Annotated in this window: 16 protein-coding genes; 10 read left to right on the forward strand and 6 right to left on the reverse strand. The window is 66.0% G+C overall.

Features of this window, described 5'->3' with window-relative positions; all coding sequences use genetic code 11:
- Positions 1 to 55 precede the first annotated feature (55 nt).
- Together AWC31_RS30405 and clpP2 are read left to right on the forward strand one after the other, a co-directional pair.
- Positions 56 to 658 (forward strand): ATP-dependent Clp protease proteolytic subunit, encoded by a 603-nt coding sequence (locus AWC31_RS30405; protein ID WP_067847346.1) that lies wholly within the window; start codon positions 56 to 58, stop codon positions 656 to 658.
- A complete protein-coding gene (gene clpP2, locus AWC31_RS30410; protein ID WP_067847342.1) occupies positions 655 to 1,302 on the forward strand; it encodes an ATP-dependent CLP protease proteolytic subunit ClpP2 in 648 nt (215 codons plus the stop codon). The genes AWC31_RS30405 and clpP2 overlap by 4 nt, the downstream gene beginning before the upstream one ends.
- A 46-nt stretch (positions 1,303 to 1,348) precedes the next feature.
- Here clpP2 and AWC31_RS30415 read toward each other — a convergent pair whose 3' ends face one another.
- The gene (locus AWC31_RS30415) at positions 1,349 to 2,938 is read right to left on the reverse strand and encodes an HD domain-containing phosphohydrolase (protein ID WP_085148445.1); all 1,590 of its coding nucleotides are present in this window, start codon (positions 2,936 to 2,938) and stop codon (positions 1,349 to 1,351) included.
- 7 nt (positions 2,939 to 2,945) lie between these two features.
- Positions 2,946 to 3,713: a hypothetical protein gene (locus AWC31_RS30420; protein WP_085148448.1), complete on the reverse strand. Its 768-nt coding sequence runs from the start codon at positions 3,711 to 3,713 to the stop codon at positions 2,946 to 2,948.
- Between the two features lie 355 nt (positions 3,714 to 4,068).
- On the opposite strand from AWC31_RS30420, the gene clpX reads away from it, so the two are divergent.
- Entirely contained in the window at positions 4,069 to 5,349 is a 1,281-nt protein-coding gene (gene clpX / locus AWC31_RS30425) for an ATP-dependent Clp protease ATP-binding subunit ClpX (protein WP_067847333.1), read from the forward strand.
- A 53-nt stretch (positions 5,350 to 5,402) separates the two neighbouring features.
- On the opposite strand, the gene AWC31_RS30430 is transcribed toward clpX, so the two are convergent.
- On the reverse strand, positions 5,403 to 6,044 hold the full coding sequence (locus AWC31_RS30430) for a TetR/AcrR family transcriptional regulator C-terminal domain-containing protein (RefSeq protein ID WP_207626458.1): 642 nt from the start codon (positions 6,042 to 6,044) through the stop codon (positions 5,403 to 5,405).
- A 56-nt stretch (positions 6,045 to 6,100) separates the two neighbouring features.
- Here AWC31_RS30430 and AWC31_RS30435 point away from each other — a divergent pair, with 56 nt between their 5' ends.
- The 4 genes from AWC31_RS30435 (at position 6,101) to AWC31_RS30450 (ending at position 10,808) form a co-directional block, all read left to right on the forward strand.
- On the forward strand, positions 6,101 to 7,573 hold the full coding sequence (locus tag AWC31_RS30435; RefSeq protein WP_085148451.1) for an FAD-dependent monooxygenase: 1,473 nt from the start codon (positions 6,101 to 6,103) through the stop codon (positions 7,571 to 7,573).
- Positions 7,574 to 7,595: 22 nt separating this feature from the next.
- Positions 7,596 to 8,213 (forward strand): GntR family transcriptional regulator, encoded by a 618-nt coding sequence (locus tag AWC31_RS30440; RefSeq protein WP_085148455.1) that lies wholly within the window; start codon positions 7,596 to 7,598, stop codon positions 8,211 to 8,213.
- 189 nt (positions 8,214 to 8,402) lie between these two features.
- A complete protein-coding gene (locus AWC31_RS30445; RefSeq protein ID WP_234817051.1) occupies positions 8,403 to 9,863 on the forward strand; it encodes an MFS transporter in 1,461 nt (486 codons plus the stop codon).
- 27 nt (positions 9,864 to 9,890) lie between these two features.
- The gene (locus tag AWC31_RS30450) at positions 9,891 to 10,808 is read left to right on the forward strand and encodes an ABC transporter substrate-binding protein (protein ID WP_085148458.1); all 918 of its coding nucleotides are present in this window, start codon (positions 9,891 to 9,893) and stop codon (positions 10,806 to 10,808) included.
- 47 nt (positions 10,809 to 10,855) lie between these two features.
- Here the strand turns inward: AWC31_RS30450 and AWC31_RS30455 are convergent, their stop codons facing one another.
- From AWC31_RS30455 to AWC31_RS30465, 3 genes are all read right to left on the reverse strand, one after another.
- A complete protein-coding gene (locus tag AWC31_RS30455) occupies positions 10,856 to 12,160 on the reverse strand; it encodes a nucleotide disphospho-sugar-binding domain-containing protein (RefSeq protein ID WP_085148461.1) in 1,305 nt (434 codons plus the stop codon).
- A 152-nt stretch (positions 12,161 to 12,312) separates the two neighbouring features.
- Positions 12,313 to 13,146 (reverse strand): formate dehydrogenase accessory sulfurtransferase FdhD, encoded by an 834-nt coding sequence (gene fdhD / locus AWC31_RS30460; protein ID WP_085148464.1) that lies wholly within the window; start codon positions 13,144 to 13,146, stop codon positions 12,313 to 12,315.
- The gene (locus AWC31_RS30465) at positions 13,146 to 15,452 is read right to left on the reverse strand and encodes an FdhF/YdeP family oxidoreductase (RefSeq protein ID WP_085148467.1); all 2,307 of its coding nucleotides are present in this window, start codon (positions 15,450 to 15,452) and stop codon (positions 13,146 to 13,148) included. The genes fdhD and AWC31_RS30465 overlap by 1 nt, the downstream gene beginning before the upstream one ends.
- 118 nt (positions 15,453 to 15,570) lie before the next feature.
- Here AWC31_RS30465 and AWC31_RS30470 point away from each other — a divergent pair, with 118 nt between their 5' ends.
- The 3 genes from AWC31_RS30470 (at position 15,571) to AWC31_RS30480 (ending at position 18,337) form a co-directional block, all read left to right on the forward strand.
- Positions 15,571 to 16,518: a LysR family transcriptional regulator gene (locus tag AWC31_RS30470; protein ID WP_085148469.1), complete on the forward strand. Its 948-nt coding sequence runs from the start codon at positions 15,571 to 15,573 to the stop codon at positions 16,516 to 16,518.
- A 117-nt stretch (positions 16,519 to 16,635) separates the two neighbouring features.
- Positions 16,636 to 17,319, forward strand: coding sequence for a TetR/AcrR family transcriptional regulator (locus AWC31_RS30475; protein WP_085148472.1), 684 nt, complete (start codon positions 16,636 to 16,638; stop codon positions 17,317 to 17,319).
- 172 nt (positions 17,320 to 17,491) lie between these two features.
- A complete protein-coding gene (locus AWC31_RS30480; protein ID WP_085148475.1) occupies positions 17,492 to 18,337 on the forward strand; it encodes an ABC transporter substrate-binding protein in 846 nt (281 codons plus the stop codon).
- Positions 18,338 to 18,341: the final 4 nt, after the last annotated feature.

Consider the following 18,341-nt stretch of genomic DNA (forward strand, 5'->3'; position numbering starts at 1 on the left):
TTAGTGTCGTCAGTACCAAGACGTAAGAGAAAGCAGGTATCCAGTCGTGACTGACATGCGTGGCGCCGGACAGGGGCTCAACCTTGTCGACTCGGTGTACGAGCGGCTGCTCTCCGAGCGGATCATCTTCCTGGGTTCCCAAGTGGACGACGACATCGCCAACCGGCTGTGCGCGCAGATCCTGTTGCTGTCGGCGGAGGATCCGACCAAGGACATCCACCTCTACATCAACTCGCCCGGCGGCTCGATCAGCGCCGGTATGGCGATCTACGACACCATGGTGTTGGCGCCGTGCGACATCGCGACCTACGCCATGGGCATGGCCGCCTCGATGGGCGAGTTCCTGCTCGCGGCGGGCACCAAGGGCAAGCGCTACGCCCTGCCGCACGCGCGCATCCTGATGCACCAGCCGCTCGGCGGTGTGACGGGTAGCGCGGCCGACATCGCGATCCAGGCCGAGCAGTTCGCGGTGATCAAGAAGGAGATGTTCCGCCTCAACGCGGAGTTCACCGGTCAGACCATCGAGCGCATCGAGGCCGACTCGGACCGTGACCGCTGGTTCACCGCGCAGGAAGCCCTCGAGTACGGCTTCGTCGATCACATCATCACCAACGCCAACGTCAACGGCTCAGGGCCAGGAGCAGGACTCGACAAATGACCGACCACACGGACCCCCGTCTTCAGCCGCAGGCGCGCTACATCCTGCCGTCGTTCATCGAGCATTCGAGCTTCGGCGTCAAGGAGTCCAACCCGTACAACAAGCTGTTCGAGGAGCGCATCATCTTCCTCGGCGTGCAGGTGGACGACGCGTCGGCCAACGACATCATGGCTCAGCTGCTCGTGCTCGAGTCGCTCGATCCCGACCGTGACATCACGATGTACATCAACTCGCCGGGTGGCTCGTTCACCTCGCTGATGGCCATCTACGACACCATGCAGTACGTGCGTGCCGACATCCAGACCGTGTGCCTCGGCCAGGCCGCCTCGGCTGCCGCGGTGCTGCTGGCGGCCGGTACGCCGGGCAAGCGCCTCGCGCTGCCGAACGCCCGGGTGCTGATCCACCAGCCCGCGCTGTCCGGCGTGATCCAGGGCCAGTTCTCCGATCTGGAGATCCAAGCCGCCGAGATCGAGCGCATGCGCACGCTGATGGAGACCACCCTGGCCCGCCACACCGGCAAGGATCCGGCCGTCATCCGCAAGGACACCGACCGCGACAAGATCCTGACGGCCGAGGAGGCCAAGGAGTACGGGATCATCGACACGGTGCTCGAGTACCGCAAGCTGTCGGCCCAGACCGCCTGAGTTCGACGTTCCACTGACACGGCCCCCGGTTCATCCGGGGGCCGTGTCAGTTGCGTTGGGGCCCACCGGGATTCACCAGACCGTGACGCAACGCGTACATGCTGGCGCCGATGCGGTTGGACACGCCGATCTTGGCGTAGGTGCGCTCGACGTGGTTGCGTGCCGTCTTCTGGCTGATCACCAGTGACTGTGCGATCTCTTTGTTCGACGCGCCCCGGGCGACGAGGCGCAGCACGTCGATCTCGCGCGGGGTCAGACCGTCCGGTCGCACGTTCGGTCGATCGGCGCGGTGCCCGGCCGCGTGCAGCACCGCCTCGACCGCAACCGCGTCGAGTTCACCGGCAGTCACCCGCTCGCGTAATCGGCGCGCTGCCGCCGTCGGTTTCAGTTGTTCACGGTAGGGCCTTGGCTCACAACCGGATTGGTAGCCGACCGCCGCTGCCAATACCCGGTCGGGCAGACCGAGCGCACTCTCGGTGAGACCGCGCGGATACCCCGACCCGTCGAGACATTCGTGATGATTGCCGGCGAGCTCAGCCACCGGCCGCAACCCGCGAACCTGGCTGAGGATCCGCACGGTCAGGTACGGATGCAGGCGCACCCGCTCGAACTCCGCGGCCGTCAACGCCCCGGCCTTGGACCAGATCTGGTTGGACACCCCGATACGTCCGAGATCGTGGACGTGGCCGGCCCGGCGCACCAACGCCACGGTGTCGGCGTCGAGACCGGCAACCCTGGCGGCCTCGGCGGCCAGTGCGGCCGCGGTTCGTGAGTGGCCAAGCGTGAACGGGCACTTGAGATCTACGAAATCGCCCAGCGCCATGAGCAACGAATCCAGGCCTGGCTCGTCGAGATTCTGGCGGCGGTCCGGCGCCTCTCGGAGCGCGGCGGCCCACGCGTCGCCCGTCGGCGGGCCGGCCAGGATCGCGTCCGCATCGCGCACGAACACGTCGACCACGCGTGGGTCGAACTGGCCGCCGCGCCTGCTGCGCGCGAGCGCCACCGCACCGGCGACGCCGCGCGTGCGGTGATGCACTTCGGCCAGTTCGGCCAGCTGGGCGACCCGCATCTGGATCGGAATGTCGTCACCGTGTGCACCGGCAGGCATTCCGCCGCCGTCGTAACGCTCGAACGTGTAGGCCAGCGCCGCCTGCACCTCCGGCCCGAGCCCCATCCGGTCGGCCAGCAGCGCCGCCGACGTGCAGTGCGAGTGGATCATGCGGGACAGGTGACCGCGCGCATCGACGAGCAGCGTCGCCATCACGCTGAGCCGGTGTGCCAGCGGTTCGCCGCGGGCGGCATTGCTCATCAGGAAACGCAGGAACGGCAGCCCGGACGTGTCGACGTGGTAACTGTCGCGGCGCACCGCGATGTCGTCGCCGAACCACCGCGCGTATTCGTGCGAGTCGGCGTGACATCCGATCCACATGATCAGCGTCGTGTAGTAGACGCAGTCGCGTTGCGACCCGGTCAGGCCCAGCCGGTCGGCCAGTCTGGTGGCGATCAGCGCCGAACGGAGCATGTGCTCGCTGGGCTGACCCAGGCCGAGGTCGACGGCCACCGACAGCGCAGCCAGCAACTCGGCTCGACTCGGTGACCCGGTCGACGGCTCCGGCGGAGCCGGCTGCGAAGCCATTCGCCGATTATGCGCCCGGGTCGGGAGCAGATCCGTCGAACAGCACGGTGCGATCAGCTGCGCGGTGGCGGGTCGCGTCGAACGTGTCGAAGTGCCCCGAACCGACGACGAATATCCCGCGCTGCGGTGGCCGGAAGTCGGCCAGGACGGCTTGCTCGGCAAGTGGTCCTGGCGGGCCCAGGTCGGTGCCGTCCAACACCGCGTGCCCGTCCGCCAACCACACCTGGGTCGGCGCGATCATGAAGTGCTGGCCGTTGGGTGCCTTTCCGGCCAGTTGGACGGTGCCGGCCCTCAGCAGGGTTCCGGCGGTGCGGCCGATGAGGTCGAGCATCGCCGGATTGGTCCACGACCGGGTGGGCAGCGCTCTTCCGATGGCGCTGACCAGGCGGCTCGACGCGGTCGACCGGATCTCGACGGTCCATTCCAGCAGCCCCGGGATGCCGACGAGCAGCGTCCACGGGTTCACCCATGCGACGTCGATCTCGCATTGCACCGCGTCGTTCTGGCTGGCCGAACTGAAGTACCGGGCACAGCTCTGCTGGCCGGGCGTCGTGGCGTAGAACGTCCAGACGCCGTCGGGTCCGCGGTGCCACACCGATCGATATCCCGGCGAGAACGTGGTGGCCGGAAAGTAGCGCAATGCCAGATAGTGGCCGCTGGCGAACGGAAAGCCCATGACGCCGAAGCCGACGAATCGTTCGTCGGCGCCGGTGGGCAGGGTCGGATCGGACAGGACGGCGGTTGCGGCGTCCAACGGAGTACGTGGTTTGGTCATGGCTCCACGCTGCTCCGGATGTTCGCCCAGAGCATGGGGCGTTTGCCTCAAATCGCTGACCGTTGCCTACGCGGCGCACGGTATCGTGGTTGCCGGCGAACACCACGGTTCGGATGCCGTGACTTGACTTCTGTCGCATCACCGTGGCGACACGCCAAGGACACAGACAGCGTGCCGACGGGTGGGATGCCACCGGGAACGATATGTTCTCCTGCACACGGATAAATACCACCGGAGCGATTCGGCCTTAAGGTCGCACCGTGACGGAACGAACGGGTAGCGTCGGGTTTACGCCCGGGGTGACCCACCGAGTGGCGTAACGACCGACCGCGAACAGGAAGTAGGACCTCCCCACATGGCGCGCATTGGAGACGGTGGTGACCTGCTGAAGTGCTCGTTCTGTGGGAAGAGCCAGAAGCAAGTCAAAAAGCTCATCGCGGGTCCTGGCGTATATATCTGCGACGAGTGCATCGACCTGTGCAACGAGATCATCGAGGAGGAGCTCGCCGACGCTGACGACGTCAAACTCGACGAGTTGCCCAAACCCGCGGAGATCCGCGAGTTCCTCGAGGGTTACGTCATCGGTCAGGACACGGCGAAGCGGACGCTCGCGGTAGCGGTGTACAACCACTACAAGCGGATTCAGGCGGGGGAGAAGTCCCGCGACTCCCGTTCCGAGCCGGTCGAGCTGACCAAGTCCAACATCTTGATGCTCGGCCCCACCGGTTGCGGCAAGACCTACCTCGCGCAGACGCTGGCCAAGATGCTCAACGTCCCGTTCGCGATCGCCGACGCGACCGCGCTGACCGAGGCCGGCTACGTCGGTGAGGACGTCGAGAACATTCTGCTCAAGCTCATCCAGGCCGCCGACTATGACGTCAAGCGCGCCGAGACGGGCATCATCTACATCGACGAGGTCGACAAGATCGCCCGCAAGAGCGAGAACCCGTCGATCACCCGCGACGTGTCCGGCGAGGGCGTGCAACAGGCTCTGCTGAAGATCCTTGAGGGCACGCAGGCCTCGGTGCCGCCGCAGGGCGGGCGTAAGCACCCGCATCAGGAATTCATCCAGATCGACACCACCAACGTGTTGTTCATCGTCGCGGGTGCGTTCGCCGGGCTGGAGAAGATCGTCTCCGATCGCGTCGGCAAGCGCGGCCTCGGCTTCGGTGCCGAGGTGCGGTCCAAAGCCGAGATCGACACGCAGGACCACTTCGCCGAGGTCATGCCCGAGGACTTGATCAAGTTCGGTCTGATCCCTGAGTTCATCGGCCGGCTCCCTGTCGTCGCCTCGGTGACCAACCTGGACAAGGACTCGCTGGTCAAGATCCTCTCGGAGCCCAAGAACGCGCTCGTCAAGCAGTACGTGCGGCTGTTCGAGATGGACGGCGTCGAGCTCGAGTTCACCGGCGACGCACTTGAGGCCATCGCCGATCAGGCCATTCACCGCGGCACCGGCGCCCGCGGGTTGCGCGCGATCATGGAAGAGGTCCTGCTGCCGGTGATGTATGACATCCCGAGCCGCGACGACGTCGCCAAGGTCGTCGTGACCAAGGAGACCGTGCAGGACAACGTGCTGCCGACCATCGTGCCGCGCAAGCCGTCTCGCACCGAGCGGCGCGACAAGAGCGCCTGAGACTCTCCCACGAGCAGACGCGCAGGTACCCGGAATCGGCCGCCAAGGGGTACTCACGCGTCTGCTCGCGGTCCTAACGTCGCACTGATGCCGGCGAGCACGACCCTCAGGCCCGCTTCGAACGACGCGTCGGCATCGGGGTTGAACAACACGTCCCGCACCTGCGCGCCGAGGGGAAAGTGCTTGGCGTTCAACAGGTACGCGTTGCGGTACGGATTGTCGTCGTAGTCGAGGCCGCGGCGCGCCTGTTCCTCGATGGTGCTGCCGGTGACGTAGTGCAGCAGGGTCAGCACGGCGCGCGCTGCGGCGTCCAGATCGAATCCGGCGGCCTGTAATTCGCGCAGCGCCAACTCGTTGGCGGGCCGGGCGGACGGGGTCGCCGAGCCGACGAACACCCTGGCGCCGTCGCGGTAGGCCAGCAACGCGGCCCGGATCGCCCTCGCCACCTCGGCGAGCCAGTCGTGCGCCGATTCGTCGGGCCGCCGTGGCCTGAGCCGCTCGCCGATCTCGCCTGCGATGACGTCGGCCATCATGTCGAGCAATTCCCGCTTGTTCTTCACGTGCCAGTACAGCGTGGGCGCCTGAACGCCGAGTGCGTTGGCGAGGATGCGCATCGACAACCCGTCGAGCCCGTGCTCGCCCAGCAGATCGAGCCCGGTGCGGGCGATGACATCGCGGTTCAATTTGGGCGCCACACGGGTCACCCTAACACTGTTAGAGTTTTCCCTAACATCGTTAGAGGGAGGTTGAGATGGCGGATGTGGTTGTTGTCGGAGCAGGGCCCACGGGGTTGATGCTGGCCGGTGAGCTCGCCCGCGGCGGGGTATCGGTCGAACTCGTCGACCGCGCCCGAGAACGTGCCGGGACGTCACGCGCGGCCGGCGTGAACGCGCGAACCATGGAGGTGTTCGACCAGCGCGGCATGCTGGACGCGTTCGAAGCGCAGGGCACACCGATGGACGCCGGCCATTTCTCCGGGATACGGCTCGACATGTCCGCGCTTCCGACCCGGCGGGGTTACACGCTGGCCATCATGCAGACCGAGACCGAGAGTGTGCTGGAGCGGTTCGCCGCCGAACTCGGCGTGACCGTGCAGTGGGGCGTGGAGGTGACCGGACTCGAGCAGGACGCGACCGGCGTCGTCGTCACCACCGCAGGGCCGGACGGCCCGCAGCGACGGCGTGCCGATTACGTCGCCGGATGTGACGGCAGCCGTAGCGCGGTCCGCGGGCTCGCGGGAATCCCGTTCGAGGGCACCGACGCCGAGTTCGTCACGCTTCTCGGTGATGTCGAAGTCGGAGACCCGCCGCCGGGGCGGACCTTCCTGGAGCGCACGGACACCGGCGTGGTCACGTTCCTGCCGTTCGGGCAGTTGTCGGGCCAGACCTGGCAGCGCGTCATGGTGACCGAGTACGAGCCCTCCGAACAGAAGGGCGAGCTTGGTCTCGACGACCTACGAACGGCGCTGAACACCGTGGCGGGCAAGGACTTCGGCGTCCACTCGCCGGTGTGGTTGTCGCGATTCGCCGACGTGTCCCGCCAAGCCACGAGCTACCGCTCCGGGCGGGTGTTCCTGGCCGGCGATGCCGCGCACATCCATCCACCGCTGGGTGGGCAGGGCATGAACCTCGGTATCCAAGACGCCACGAATCTGGGCTGGAAGCTTGCGGCCGTCATCCGGGGTGACGCGAGCCGCGAACTCCTCGACACCTATCACGATGAGCGTCACCCGGTTGCGCAGCGGGTCCTGGAGAACACCAGGGCGCAGACGGCGTTGCTGGCCGGTGGCGCCAATGTGACCGCGATGCGCGATACGTTCCGCGGGCTGCTCGACATCGACGCGGTCAACGAGCGTGTCGGCGCGGCGATCTCAGGCCTCGATGTCAGCTACGGGTCCGACGCCGACCACGTGCTCGTCGGGCGGCGAATCCCGGATTGCGACATCAGAGTCGGCGGCACGCTGCGCCGACTCTACGAGCTGCTGCACGAAGCGCGGCCGGTGCTCATCGACTTCGGCGCGGGGCTCGGCCGCGACGCGGTCGAGGCCATACCCATCGGCGCGAGTTGGCGCGTGCCACTCTTCGGTCGCGTGCCGATCCCGCCCGCGGTGCTCGTACGGCCCGACGGGCACGTCGCCTGGGTTTCGGTCGACGGGTCCGACAGCGGGCTCGACCGGGCGGCAGAACGGATCGGCGCAGCTCATCTCGTCAACGCTCGGACGTGACTTGGGGGGCTAGGCTTCGGTTGTGGCTGAACGGTTATCGCGTGTGGAGTCGACCGGCGATTCGATCGCACATGCGCTGCGGGAAGATATTCTCGCGGGCCGGCTGTCGCCAGGGGAGCGGTTGGTCGAGGAGGCGATCGCCAAACGCTACGGAGTATCGCGAGTTCCGGTGCGGGAGGCCCTGACTCGGTTGCAGTCCGAAGGGTTCGTCAGCATCGTCCGCTACCGCGGCGCGGCGGTGTCGGAAACCTTGATCCAGGACAGCCGGGAGCTGTTGCAGATCAGGCGCGGGCTGGAGATTCTGGCCGCGCAACTCGCGGCGCAGAATCGAGGCGGCGACGTGGCCGACAAGCTCGCGGCGATCGCCGAGAACAAACCAAGCGACCACGACGAGACCCCGTTTCACGACCTGGTGGCCACGGCCTCGGGTAACCGCCAGCTGGTCGAGATGCTTGCCCACGTGAATCGGCGCGTGCAGTGGGGTTTGGGGCACAACCCTGACGCGTCGTTGACCGATCACCGGGTATTGGCGCTGGCCATCGTCAACGGGGCAGTGGTCCAGGCCGGCTATCTGATGGATGAGCATCTTCAGCGGGACGAGCGCTACTTCGGCGAGAAATTCGATCATCCGGCTGAGTAACCCTCGGATCGTATTACAATCTGGGGCAGATTTTCCCAGATGTAACAACAATGCCCAGATGGGTAATGGATAGGTAATGAGGGTCGTATACAAAATTGTCAGCGTGATCCCAGGCCGATGACGACTTGAGGTCTGCTCACCGACGCAACCAGTGTCGGTGTCGTTTCCTCGTCGCCAGGAGCCACTGCCATGCCCATGTTTCGCCCAACTCTTCGCCTGCCCACCGTTCTGGATGAGAAACCTGATCCTGAACCGACTACGCCGTCCGGTCTGAGCGCGGCACTGGATCGAATCGGATTCGGTCGCGTCCAGACCGTCGTGATCCTGCTCTTGATGGCAGGTCTGTTCTTCGACTCCCTTGAGCAGAATTCCACCGGTGCCATGGGTCCACTGCTCAAAGAGTCCTTCGGTATCGGCAACGCCGAGCTGACGATGATCAACACGGCAACCGTCGTCGGCGGTCTCGTCGGGCGGTTGATCGGCGGCTACATCGCCGATCGGTGGGGCCGGCGTACCGCGCTGAGTCTGAACCTGCTCATCTACACCCTGGGCGGGCTCGTCAGCGCTGCCGCAGTCAATTACGAGATGCTGCTGGCCAGCCGCTTTGTCGTCGGCATCGGACTCGGCGGTGAATTCACAGTCGGCTTGGCCATATTGGCCGAAATAGTCGCGACGCGGCATCGCGGGACGTTGTTGGCCACATTGAACATCTCATCCGGCGGCATCGGCAATATCGCCTCTTTCGGGTTCTTCTGGCTGGTTCTGGGGCCGCTCAACGGTGCACTTGGCGGCAACGACTCCGCTTGGCGGTGGACATACGTCATTCTGGCTGTACCTGCGGTGTTGGTGGTCTTCTTCCGTCGTTACCTGCCGGAGTCGCCTCGCTACCTGTTGTCGCAGGGCCGCGTCGACGATGCCAACAGGAGCCTCACCCGACTGGCATCGGGCAGCATTGCCGGTCTTCGAAATCCCGGCGCCACAAAGCAATTCGTCACGATCGACGACATCCCGGTGCAGACCAAGAGCAGTTACGTCGAGGTGTTCAAGGGACAGAACCTGCGCCGCACCGCCGCGATCGGCGCAGCATCGTGGATGTCGTTCGGTGCCCAGGTCACCCTGTTGTTTCTGATGCCGATCCTGCTGGTTTCGCGCGGTTACTCCCTGCAGGACTCGCTGGCCTTCACGATGATCATGAACATCGGCTCGCTGTTCGGCGCGTGCGCCGCGTCTTATCTGGCCGGCAAAGCGCCACGGCGTCTGACCGTGACTTGTGCCGCCATCCTGGGGTGCATATCGGCGATCTCCTTCGCAGCCTTCGCCACCTCGACCACGCTGATCCTGGTGCTAGGCATGATCTTTCAGTTCTTCACGATGATGCTCAACACTATGCTCTCTGTGTGGTCACCGGAACTCTTCCCGACGTCGGTACGCGCCATGGGTGCCTCAGTCGTCAACGGGATCGGCAACGTCGCAGGTGCGGTAATGCCCTTCGCCGCACTGTTCTTCTTCGATCGCGCCGGCGTTCCCGGCGTGTTCATCATGATCGCGATCATGTACGCCCTGCTCGTGGTCGCTGCCCGTTTCGGGCCGGAGACATTCGGAAAGTCGCTGGAGGCGGTCAGCGAAAAACCTGTTCCTGTCCCCGCCTGACCACACCAACCGAAAGGAATCTGGAACATGCCGGCACTCAACATCTCTGCCACCGCGCACGCGCTGAACTATCTGCCGCAGTACTACGCCGAACACCTCGGCTTGTTCGCCGACCGTGGTTTGCAGGTCAATGCCACGGCCTGCGACCCATGGACGAGGGTGGTCGACGACTTGGACAGCGGCGCAGCCGATATCGCGCTGGGTGGTCTGTGGGTGCCGGCCATGTACTGCGGAACTCCGCGTGAGCTCACTGTTTTCGCTCAAGTGAACCATCAATTCCCCAAGGCTTTGGTGACGCGCGAAGAGCAGCCCGACTTCGCCTGGTCAGACCTCGTCGGGTGCACGGTTCTGGCGCCGGGCATAGGGGGCAGCGCCCCCTATGCCTTCACCGCCGGACTGATCCGGGAAGCGGGCGTGGACCCCGCGTCCATCACGTTTTTGCGGGATCTGTCCACGCCTATGTTCGTCGAACTATTCGAGTCCGGCCTCGGTGACGCCATCGTCCTGGATCTCACTACCGCCGAAATGGTGCAGAGCCGTCGAACTGGGTTCATCGCCAACGACTACACCGAATCGGGCGGCCTGGGACCCAACAGTGTGTACTACTGCCGCAGCGACCGTTTCGGTGAACTCACAGAACGTCTGCTGGACTTCACGGCAGCGCTGCAGGAATCGATGCGACTCCTCAAGTCGGTGGCGCCCACTGACCTCACTCCGTTGATCTCAGAACACTGGCCGTCGATGCCGCCGGCCCCTCTCGAGCGGGCATGTGCACGGATGCTGCGTTCACACACCTGGGACACGGTGCGAATCGACCCCGAAGCTACCCGTCGATGGATGCGAATCCTGTACCAAGAGAGAATGGTCCAAGCGCCACCACGGTTCAGTGACCTGGTCGATACGGCGATCGTGGACAAGGTTGACATCGTGACTGCTTGGGCTTGATCGCGCCACGGTCGTCGACGGCGGGCGGCAGAACGGATCGGCGCAGCTCATGTCGCAACGGGCTGGCGCTCGGCGATGACCTCGTCGACGAGCACGCCGATCTCGGCCACACCGTCCCGCTGAGCGAAAGCCGCCTCGAGTCCGCGCGCACGGTTGCGATAGCGATCGTCGGCGAGCGCGTCGCGGACCGCGCGCCGGATGACATCCGGGGACGGGGTGCCGGTGCGCAGATTGATGCCCGCGCCCGTCCAGGCCACCCGCGCGGCCACCTCTGGTTTGTCTTCGGTGTTGCCTGCCACCACCAGCGGCACGCCGGTGGACAATGCGCGCTGGACCGCGCCGTAGCCGCCGTTGGTCACCATCACGTCGACCTTCGGCAGCAACACGTCATGTGGAATGTATTCGGCGACAAAGGTGTTCGACGGGACCGCGACCTTCAGCAGGTCGATGTCGCGCCCGCCGGTGGTGGCGACCACTGTGACGTCTTCGTCGCGGAGTGCCTCGATCGTCGGTTCGAGTAGCCGGCCGAGGTCGGCGTTGTCGACGGTGCCCTGCGTGACGTGCACGACCGGCCGGCCGGCATCGAGCTGTCCCCACCAGGTGGGCGGCTGGAAGGCATGGCTGGGCGCCGGATGCACGGCGCCGACGTAGCGCACGTTGGCCGGCAGATCGCTCCGCGGGTAGTCGAATTCGTGGACGGTGGGAACGATCAGCCGGTCGGCGAGCACGGCGGCGTCGAAGACGAAGGTCGGCAATGCGCGGGAGTTCATCCGGTGAAGCTGCTCCTTCACCGCGTTCTGCGCCGGACGCAACAGCACCCCCTGCGTCAGGAGATTGAGGCCACGATTGCGCAGCCGTCCGAGCCGCGTCGATGACGGCGGAAGCCCCAGCCCGCTCGGCGCGGTGTCTCGGCTGCTCACCATCAGCGGCGTGGTCGAGTAGGCCAGGATCGGCGGCGTGTTCTTCCGGTCGCCGAGGAGGAACGGCATGATGCCGAAGAAGCCGTAGTCGGCGATCACCGCGTCGTAGTGGTTGCGCGCCAACAGTTTGGTCAACGCATCGGCTTGATGTGCCATCGGGGCGACGAAGAAGTGGATGATGTCGAAGTTGACGCGTTTGATACCCGACGTCTGCGCCCTGCCGGGATTGTCCGCGTCGAGCCGGGTGGCGTCGAGGTCGGCCTCGGTGGGCAGCGCCGATGGGGCGGCTCCGGCCGCCCGGATCGCGGGCGCGTGTTTGGCCGATGTCAGCACGGTCACCCGGTCACCCCGATCCACCAACCCGCGCGCCACCGTCAGTAGTGGTCCGATATGTCCGAGTGGTGAAAGTGCGGCGATGAGAATGTCCGCCATCGTGGGCTCCCCTTTGCGGTGATCTGTGCGGTCCGACGTTGATCCGATCGTCGGCGATCACCGGGTGGGCGAGCTTGGAGGTTTCGTGGAGAACGGGTGGAGATTGCAGGTAGAGTGCGGTTTTCCGCGTCAGCCCTCGGACGGCCTTTCCGTCAATGCGTCACACGGTCGGGACGCGTGTAGACGTTCATCGACTCGCCACGCAGGAATGCGACCAGCGTGAGGCCGGACTGGCTGGCCAGATCCACGGCAAGCGACGACGGAGCCGAGACGGCCGCGAGCACCGGGATGCCGGCCATGACCGCCTTCTGGGTGAGCTCGAACGATGCGCGGCCGCTGACCAACAGCACGGTGCCGGTCAGTGGTATCCGGTTCTGTTCGAGCGCCCAGCCGATCACCTTGTCCACCGCATTGTGCCTGCCGATGTCTTCCCGGACGACGAGCATGGTGCCGTCGACGGTGAACAGTGCGGCGCCGTGGAGTCCACCGGTGCTGGCGAAATCCTTTTGCGCATCGCGCAATTGGTGGGGCATGGCCGACAGGGTCTCGGCCGCCACAGTCGAGGGGTCGTCGCCCGGGCAATGTCGGCTGATGAGCCGCACCGCATCGAGCGAGGCTTTCCCGCACACACCGCAGGACGACGTCGTGTAGAAGTTGCGGGTGACATCGACATCGGGCTCGGGAACGCTGGGTGCCAGCGTCACGTCTAGCACGTTGTAGGTGTTCTGCGATACGCCGGATTCCTCGGTGGCGCCCCGGCAGTACCGCACCGTCAGCAGATCGTCGCGCTGCCGGATGATGCCCTCGGTGAGCAGAAAGCCTTGTGCCAACTCGACATCGGATCCGGGCGTGCGCATCGTGACGGTGATGGGCGTGCCGTTGAGCCGGATCTCCAGCGGCTCCTCGACGACGAGTGTCTCCGGCCGGGCGACGGCATGGTCTGCCGTGACGTGATGTGCGCGGCGGCGCGCGGTCACGCGGCCCACTACCGTGCGCCTCCCTCGCGCCGTTCGAGCCTGATGACGACCGCCTTGGACACCGGCGTGTTCGACTTCTTCGCGGTGTGGTCAAGCGGCACGAGGGGATTGGTCTCGGGGTAGTAGGCCGCGGCATTGCCCGCCGGGGTGGAGTAGGGGACCACGAGGAAGTCCTTGGCCCGGCGCTCCTGGCCGTCGAACTCCGAGATCAAATCGACCCGGTCATCCGGCCGCAATCCCAGCCGCTCGATGTCGGACGGGTTGACGAACACCACGCGCCGGCCGCCCTTCACACCGCGATAACGGTCGTCGAGACCGTAGATGGTGGTGTTGTACTGATCATGGCTGCGCAAGGTCTGCAGCACCAGCCTGCCCTCGGGCACCTCGACCCACTCCAGTGGGTTGACCGCGAAGTTGGCTTTACCTGTGGTGGTGGGGAATTCGCGAGAGTCCCGCGGCGGGTGCGGCAACTGGAACCCGTCGGGCCGGCGCACCCGCTTGTTGTAATCCGTGCAGCCCGGCACGACGGCGGCGATCGCATCGCGAACGGTGTCGTAGTCGGCGGCGAAGGTCTCCCACGGCACGGGGTGATCGGGGCCGAGGAGGGTGCGCGCGAGTTGGCAGACGATCGCGACCTCGCTGCGTAACTGGTCGCTGGGCGGATGCAGGCTGCCGCGGGACAGGTGCACCATTGACATCGAGTCCTCGACCGACACCTGCTGCTTACGTCCGTCGATGATGTCGCGGTCGGTGCGGCCCAGCGTCGGCAGGATCAGCGCCGTGCTGCCGTGCACGAGATGGCTGCGGTTGAGTTTCGTCGAAATCTGAACGGTGAGACTGCAACTGCGCAGCGCGGCCTCGGTCACCTCGGTATCGGGGGTGGCCGAGACGAAGTTGCCGCCCATGCCGATGAACACCTTCGCCCGGCCGTCGCGCATGGCGCGGATCGCGTCGACGGTGTCGTAGCCGTGCCTGCGCGGGCTTACGATGCCGAATCGACTGTCGAGCGCCGACAGGAACGCCTCCGGCATCTTCTCCCAGATGCCCATCGTGCGGTCGCCCTGGACGTTGGAGTGGCCGCGCACCGGACACACACCGGCACCGGGCTTGCCGATCATGCCGCGCATCAACAGCAGGTTGGTCGCCTCACCGATCGTGGCGACCGCGTGGGTCTGCTGCGTCAGCCCCATGGCCCAGCACACCACCGTGCGCTGCGATGCGATGAGCATGTCGGCGACCCGTTGCAGTTGGGCCCGGTCGATTCCGGTGGCGTCGGTGACGACGTCCAGGTCGACCGCGCGGGTCTGGGCGGCGTACTCGTCGAAACCGGCGCAGTGCGCGGCGATGAACTCGCGGTCGACGACGGTGCCGGGCGCATTGTCCTCGGCTTCCAGGAGCAGCCGGCCGAGCCCGGCGAACAACGCCATGTCGCCGCCGATGCGGATTTGCACGAACTCGTCGGCGATCGGGACACCGTGCCCGACAACGCCGTTGACCTTCTGCGGGTCCTTGAACCGGATCAGCCCGGCCTCGGGCAGCGGGTTCACGGCGATGATCTTGGCGCCGTTGGCCTTCGCCTTCTCCAGGATGGACAGCATGCGCGGATGGTTGGTTCCGGGATTCTGTCCGGCGATGAGGATCACGTCCGCCAGCGTGAGGTCCTCGACTGTCACCGATCCCTTGCCGATGCCGATCGATTCGATCAGCGCGGTGCCCGAGGATTCGTGGCACATGTTGGAGCAGTCCGGCAGGTTGTTGGTGCCATAGCTGCGGACCAGCAATTGGTAGAGGAACGCGGCTTCATTGCTCGTGCGGCCGGAGGTGTAGAAGAGGGCGTCGTCCGGTGAGCCGAGCGCGTTGAGTTCGTCGGCGATGATCCGGTAGGCGGCATCCCAGGAGATCGGCCGGTAGTGGTCGTCGCCCGGCGCGAGCACCATCGGATGGGTCAGCCGGCCCTGCTGCGACAGCCAGTACTCGGGTTTGGCGTCGAGTTCGGCGATGGTGTGGCGCGCGAAGAACTCCGGCGTCACCACGCGTTTGGTGGCCTCTTCCGCCACGGCTTTCGCGCCGTTCTCGCAGAACTCGGCGAGTTTGCGGCCGCCGTGTTCCTCGGGCCACGCGCAGCCCGGGCAGTCGAAGCCGTGGCGCTGGTTGAGCCGGGTCAACGCGGCCGCGGTCCGCAACGGCCCCATCTGCTCGATTGCCCGCTGCATCGACACCATCACGGCGTTGACGCCGGCCGCTTCGTCCTTGGCGCCGGTGGTGATGACGTCGTGGTCGTCGTAGTCGGCTTGGTAGTCGGTGCCGCGGCTCATGGTTCCAAACTTAGCCGTCCCGAACGCGGGCCCGCACTCAATGGCAGGTGGTGGGGATTGGTATTTCACATGCAGTGATAGATGCTATCTATCGAGCGACCGAGAGTGCAGGTGACCGATGGCCAACGACGTGCTGCTGCAGCACCTCGACTACCTGCTCGCGCTGGCGACCGAGCGGCATTTCGGGCGAGCGGCCGCACGGTGTCACGTGAGTCAGCCGACGCTGTCGGTGGCCATCCGCCGGCTGGAGCGCGAGTTGGGCATCGTCATCGTGCAGCGGGGACACCGCTTCGAGGGTTTCACCGAGGAGGGACGCCGGGTCGTGGCGTGGGCGCAGCGGATCGTCGCCGAACGCGACGACATGCTGGCCGACATCGACCGCATGCGGGGGCGGTTGACGGTTACCGCCCGACTGGGTGCGATTCCGACGGCCGTGCCCGCCAGTCCGTTCGTCACCGCGGAATTCCTTCAGCGCAACCCGGCCGCCTCGGTACGTATCGAGGCACTGTCGTCACGCGAAATCGCCAGGCGGCTGGCCGATTTCGAGATCGACGGCGGCCTGACGTATCTCGACGACGAAGCGCCTCCCGGCACGAAACTGGTCGAGATGTACCGGGAGCAATACGTTCTGGTGGCTCCGGCGGATCATCCGCTGATGGGCGAGTCGAAGGTCGCGTGGTCGGATGCGGCGACGCTGGAGCTGTGCGTACTGACGCCGACGATGCGCAACCGCCGCATACTCGACGCCAACATGGCCGCCGAAGGCGTCAACTTCCGGCCAGCGGTCGAGGCGGATTCGGTCGACGCGCTCTACGCGCATGTGGCGAATTCACAGCGCGCGACCATCGCGTCGACCGCATGGCTGCCGCAGCTGGGCGTGCCACCGGGTTTCGTCGCACGGCCGATGGTCCAGCACGGCCCGCGCCCGGCGATCGGACTGGTCGTACTCGACCGGGCGCCGGCGTCGATCGTGGCTGCCGCGCTCGTCGAGGTGGCCGCCGACATCGACCTCGGCGCCCGCATCGACGGCGTCTGGGCGCAGATGAGTGGCCGGGCAGGCCGGTGACGGCGACCGACGGCACGCTCGGCCGCGCCGGCGTCGCACCGTGCCACAATCATCGTTCAGGACGGTGTCGGCGCCGCGCGTCGCCGATGCCGGTGGCTACCGGGGGAGAGGTGCTCCGTGAAATACGGAAACGGTTGGCGGCCGGCTCCGGTTGACTGGTCGTCGACGCGTGGCCGCATTCTCCTCGCCGCCTCCGCGCTGTTCGCCCAACGCGGGTACTTCGGCACTTCGACCCGCGATATCGCCGAGGCCGTGCACATTCGACAGCCGTCGCTGTTTCACCATTTCGACGCCAAGCAGACGATCTTCCGGACACTGATCGAGCTCGATCTCGGACCGTCGATCGACCGGCTCTCAGAGCGCATCGGCGAGGATTCGACGTGGGCCGAAAAGCTGCACCTGACCGCGGCACTCGACGTGCAGGACGCGCTTTCGCAGCCCTTCGATTCCCGCGGTCTGTACCAGGACGCCGTCCTGGCGCAGGAGGGATTCGACGACGAACGCGACGGCATCGAGCTTTTCCACCGGCTCGTCGAGAGTCTGATCATCGGCGGGCAACGCAGCGGGGAGTTCGTCGAAATCGACCCGACCTTCTTTCAGCGTGCGCTCAACGGCGTGCTGTTCGAAACCATCAGGGAACAAGGTGGGCCCGACGGTCCGATCCGCCGGGGCCGCCCGCTCGACGCCGCCGACTTCCTGCTGCGCGCGGTGCTCGTCGATCCGGGGGTCTTGCCTGTGGTGCGGGAGACCACGAAACGACGGCTCGCCGACATGACGGCGCCGTCCCGCATGGCGCGCTGACGGCCGCGCTCACGGCGTAGTCGCCGGGCGGCCCTCTGTCGGATCGGATTTTTCTCGGCCGACACATGAATTAACCCATTCGGCACACAAGACGCCTATCGTTCGATAGCCTCACGCCTATCGGTCGATAGGCACCCCGTTCGCAGTTCCCGCCGCCCCACAGGAGGAACCCATGAAGAAGATCACCATCGCCCTTGCCGCTGCCTGCCTGGCCGCGCTCGCGGGCTGTTCGTCGTCGGAGTCGGCCGCGCCTTCCGAGTCGGCCGGCCCGCCGAAGGTGCAGCCGCCGGCGATCCTGCAGGCCGGCACGCTCAAGGTGTGCGCGCCCAATGACGGAACCCCGCCCGGGGTGTATCACGACGAGACCGGGAACCTGGTGGGCAGCGAGGTGGACCTCGCGAACGCGCTGGCCGGGCAACTCGGGCTGAAGGCGGAGTTCGTCCAGTCCGGCTTCGCCGCCGTCATTCCGACCCTGCAGGGCAAGCAGTGCGACGTGATCATGGCGCAGCTCTACATCAAACCGGAGCGCGAAAAAGTCGTCGACTTCGTTCCGTATCTCTACTCGGGCACCGGGATCGCCGTCGCCGAAGATCAGGCGACCGACATCACCGGGATGAACGAGAGCCTCTGCGGCAAGAAGGTCATGGTTGCCGTCGGCACGACCGCCGAAGCGCTGTCCCTGGAACAGTCCGAAAAGTGCACGGCGGCAGGCAAAGAGCCGGTCGACATCAGCCGGAACAGCAACGCGGCGGTATCGCTGCAGCAGGTTCAGACCGGCCAGGTGGATGCCTTCCTGGATACTGCGGAAACCCTCGGCTACTACGAGACCAAGACCGGCGCCAAGATCCAGATGGCCGGCGAGCCGTTCGGCACGATCAAGATCGGTGCCGCGACGCTCAAGGGCAACACCGCCCTTCATGACGCGATCCAACAGGCGCTGACCGAACTGCAGAACAGCGGCGCCTATGACGAGATCCTTGCGCAGTGGGGTCAGACCGACCTGAGCATCCAGAAGTAACCGG

Source organism: Mycolicibacterium wolinskyi (assembly GCF_002101965.1).
Lineage (GTDB): Bacteria > Actinomycetota > Actinomycetes > Mycobacteriales > Mycobacteriaceae > Mycobacterium > Mycobacterium wolinskyi.

Coding starts and splice junctions, on each gene's coding strand:
- clpX (WP_067847333.1), top strand. CDS start 4,069: ATGGCGCGCATTGGAGACGGTGGTGACCTGCTGAAGTGCTCGTTCTGT.
- AWC31_RS30445 (WP_234817051.1), top strand. CDS start 8,403: ATGCCCATGTTTCGCCCAACTCTTCGCCTGCCCACCGTTCTGGATGAG.
- AWC31_RS30420 (WP_085148448.1), bottom strand. CDS start 3,713: ATGACCAAACCACGTACTCCGTTGGACGCCGCAACCGCCGTCCTGTCC.
- AWC31_RS30415 (WP_085148445.1), bottom strand. CDS start 2,938: ATGGCTTCGCAGCCGGCTCCGCCGGAGCCGTCGACCGGGTCACCGAGT.
- AWC31_RS30435 (WP_085148451.1), top strand. CDS start 6,101: ATGGCGGATGTGGTTGTTGTCGGAGCAGGGCCCACGGGGTTGATGCTG.
- AWC31_RS30465 (WP_085148467.1), bottom strand. CDS start 15,452: ATGAGCCGCGGCACCGACTACCAAGCCGACTACGACGACCACGACGTC.
- AWC31_RS30480 (WP_085148475.1), top strand. CDS start 17,492: ATGAAGAAGATCACCATCGCCCTTGCCGCTGCCTGCCTGGCCGCGCTC.
- AWC31_RS30455 (WP_085148461.1), bottom strand. CDS start 12,160: ATGGCGGACATTCTCATCGCCGCACTTTCACCACTCGGACATATCGGA.
- AWC31_RS30470 (WP_085148469.1), top strand. CDS start 15,571: ATGGCCAACGACGTGCTGCTGCAGCACCTCGACTACCTGCTCGCGCTG.
- AWC31_RS30405 (WP_067847346.1), top strand. CDS start 56: ATGCGTGGCGCCGGACAGGGGCTCAACCTTGTCGACTCGGTGTACGAG.
- AWC31_RS30450 (WP_085148458.1), top strand. CDS start 9,891: ATGCCGGCACTCAACATCTCTGCCACCGCGCACGCGCTGAACTATCTG.
- clpP2 (WP_067847342.1), top strand. CDS start 655: ATGACCGACCACACGGACCCCCGTCTTCAGCCGCAGGCGCGCTACATC.